Here is a 3,404-nt window from a genome sequence, read left to right on the forward strand (position 1 = left end):
CCTGCGAACTCCTGGTAGCCGGGCGAGACGGCGGGGCGGGACAGCCGCCCGGCCGGGCCGGTCACGACCGGCTGGGCGCGGTCGCCCTCCAGGGTGCCGAGGTAGCCGGACGGGCCGACGACGTAGGTGCCGTAGTCGCGCCAGGCGAGGTCGACGGCGTCCTGGAGCTCGGAGCTGACCGGCAGGAACGAGCCGACGTCCAGGGACCCGTCCGGGTCGTGGGCGATGCGGCCGAGCTGCACCTGGGGGCGGCCGTCGATGCCGGCGATCACGGCGGCGCGGACGCCGTCGCGGGCGACGCGGAAGGCGAGCACCTCGCGGCCGCCGAGGCCCCAGTGGGCGGCGCGCACGAAGCCCTTGCCGGGGCGGCGCACCCACAGCCACGACTCGTCCTTCTTGGTCTCCACGACCCACAGGGTGCCGTCGCGGCTATAGGACGGAGCCGTGAAGCGGGCGCCCTCGTGCGCGGTGAGCAGGACGCGGGAGTTGGGCGAGCCGCTGACCGGCGCGGCGATCAGCAGCTGGGTCTCATCGCTGCTCAGCCCTGCGAACTCCTGGTAGCCGGGCGAGACGGCGGGGCGGGACAGCCGCCCGGCCGGGCCGGTCACGACCGGCTGGGCGCGGTCGCCCTCCAGGGTGCCGAGGTAGCCGGACGGGCCGACGACGTAGGCGTTCTGGTGGGCGCCCTCCTGCGTCGCCCCGCCGTCCGGGGAGTTCTCCTCCCACGCGTGCACCGGCTGCGTGGCGTCCATGCCGTCGGGGACGACGGTCTCGCCCTCGATCCGCAGCCGCCACTGCTTGATCTCCGAAAGCTGCCGCATGGTCCAGCTGAGCTGGGCCGACATGCGCTCGACGTCGCCGCCGCGGGCCTGCCCGGTGAGGTCGACGGTGGCGACCTCCTTGTCGACCTGGACGCCGCGGCGCAGCCGGGTGCCCTCGGGGAAGGCGCTGTCGACGGCGCCCGACAGCCACGAGGTGGGCCCGGCGAGCAGGGCCTGGACGAGCTGGGTCGGCAGCGACTGCCGGTTCGCGACCGGGAGGAACACCCCGTTGGGGACGAGGGTGTGCCGGTCCGGCGCGAAGAAGAACAGGTTGACGGTGCGCATGGCGCGCTCGACGTCGTCCTTGGTGAGCAGCAGGCCGGACTTCTCGTCGCCGGGCAGGCCGGTGATGCGCCAGACGCCCTGCGGCGTCTTGGCGAGCTGGAAGGCGGCGTCGAAGGGCTTCGGGGCCGCGGTGTACTGGCCGTCGGCGGTGATCGTGCCGAGCTGGTCGCCGGTGATCCGGACGGTCGCCTGGTTCCCCGACTGCTTGATCACGTGCGGGTCGGTGACGCGGCCCGCGAGGACGGTCACGAAGGGCCGCAGCCCCGGGTTCCAGGACGTCTGCCCGCTCAGGTAGGACTTGGCGACCTTGTGGCCGTCGTCGAAGCTGCCGGACGCGGCGAGGAACCCCGAGACGATCTCGGCGGGCCCCCAGTCGGCCCGCGGCTTGACGGGGATGAGCCGGACGTAGGGGTCGTCGACGCGCTCGGCGCGCTCGGCGGGCTTGCCGCTGACGACCTGCCCGCCGCTCGGCACGCTCGCGCAGCCGGCGCCGCCGAGGACGAGGACGGCGAGCGTCAGCAGACCGGTGACCCGGCGGGCGCAGGCGCTCATTCGCCCGCCTCCAGCTCCGCGAACAGCGGCCGCGCGTCGCCGGCGCCGGGCGGGACGAGCGGCAGCGGCGAGCCGCGCAGCTCGGCCCCGGCGACGCGGGGCAGCGACAGGCGGAACTGGGAGCCCGCGCCGGGCTCCCCCCAGGCCTGCAGCCATCCGCCGTGCAGCTGCGCGTCCTCCCGGGAGATCGACAGGCCGAGCCCGGTACCGCCGGTGGTGCGGGCGCGGGCCGGGTCGGCGCGCCAGAAGCGGTCGAAGACCATCTGCCCCTCCCCGGGCTTCAGGCCGACCCCGTGGTCGCGGACGGCGACGGCGACGGCGTCGCGGTCGGCGGCGACGGAGATGACGATGTCCTCGCCCTCGCCGTGCTCGACGGCGTTGACGACGAGGTTGCGCAGGATGCGCTCGACGCGGCGCCGGTCGACCTCGGCCATGCAGGGTTCGCCGGGCAGCTGCAGGACGACCTTGCTGCCCTTGCGCTCGGCGAGGCCCTGTATGTCGCCGACGACGCGCAGCACGAGGTCGCGCATGTCGAGGGACTCGGCGTCCAGCGTCGCGGCGCCCGCGTCGTGCCGGCTGATCTCCAGCAGGTCGGCGAGCAGCGACTCGAACCGCTCCAGCTGGCTCTGCAGCAGCTCGGCGGACCGTCCGACGGCGGGGTCGTCGAAGGTGTCGCGGTACTCGTAGAGCATGTCGGCCGCGATCCTGATGGTGGTCAGCGGCGTGCGCAGCTCGTGCGAGACGTCGGAGACGAACTGGCGCTGCACCTGCGACAGGTCCTCCAGTTCGCCGATCTTCTCCTGGAGGTTGGCGGCCATGTCGTTGAAGGAGCGGGCGAGGCGGGCCAGGTCGTCCTCGCCGCGGACCCTCATGCGCTCTTCCAGGCGTCCCGCGGCGAGTCTCTGCGCGCCCTGCGCGGCGAGCCGCACCGGTATGACGACCTGCCGGGTGACCAGCGAGGCGATCGCGGCCAGGAGCAGCACCAGGACGATGCCCACTCCGGCCAGGGAGCGGCTCACGTTGGTCAGGGTCTGCTGCTCCTGCGTCAGCGGGAACAGGTAGTACAGCTCGAACTGGCCCGTCCGGCCGCCGACGATGAGGCCGCGCTCGTCGGCCCTGCCGCCGAGGTAGGAGAGCTTGCCGTAGGTGTAGGCGCGCGAACCGGCCGGTGCTGTCTTGAGCTCTTCGCGAAGCCGCTTGGGGACGCTCTCCGGCCGCAGCTCGTTGGTCGTGTACCCGTCGAAGTACTGCTCGTTGGTGTCGCGGATGTAGACCTCATAGAGCCCGGACGGCCCGCTACGCGACTTCAACCGGTCGATCGTCGCGTTGAGCCTGCTGCCGTCCCCGGCGGAGTTGCCCAGGTCGCGCTGGACCTGCGCCAGGCCGTCGTCCAGCTGGAGCCGTGCCGCCTTGACCTTGCCGTCCATGAGCGCGGACGACATCTGCTGCATCAGGAACACACCCAGGATCGCCACCACGATCGCCGAGATGAACAGCGTGGACGTGACGACGCGTACCTGGATCGACCGGCGCCAGCGCAGGTAGGCGGCGCCGATGGCGCCGCTCAGCACGCGCCGCAGCGCGATCAGCCCGCGCCGGACGTACCGGCTCGCCCGCCTCATGTCCGCGTTCATGAGGAGTTCGCGCGGCGGCGGGCGGACCCGCACGGGGTCGGGACGGACTGGACGGTCATCGGCGTGTCACCGCAACGGGGAACGGGGCGCTGTGCCGGGGAAAGGGGAGGGA

Annotated in this window: 2 protein-coding genes; both read right to left on the reverse strand. The window is 73.3% G+C overall.

The features are described from left to right. A partial coding sequence (locus tag E1284_RS39595; RefSeq protein WP_131945265.1) for an LpqB family beta-propeller domain-containing protein occupies positions 1-1,658 on the reverse strand: 1,658 nt, incomplete at its 3' end. Beyond that, the gene (mtrB, locus tag E1284_RS39600) at positions 1,655-3,280 is read right to left on the reverse strand and encodes an MtrAB system histidine kinase MtrB (protein ID WP_424923538.1); all 1,626 of its coding nucleotides are present in this window, start codon (positions 3,278-3,280) and stop codon (positions 1,655-1,657) included. The genes mtrB and E1284_RS39595, both read right to left, overlap by 4 nt. Positions 3,281-3,404: the final 124 nt, after the last annotated feature.

Origin of the sequence: Actinomadura bangladeshensis, from assembly GCF_004348335.1 — a bacterium.
Lineage (GTDB): Bacteria > Actinomycetota > Actinomycetes > Streptosporangiales > Streptosporangiaceae > Spirillospora > Spirillospora bangladeshensis.

Coding starts and splice junctions, on each gene's coding strand:
- mtrB (WP_424923538.1), bottom strand. CDS start 3,280: ATGAGGCGGGCGAGCCGGTACGTCCGGCGCGGGCTGATCGCGCTGCGG.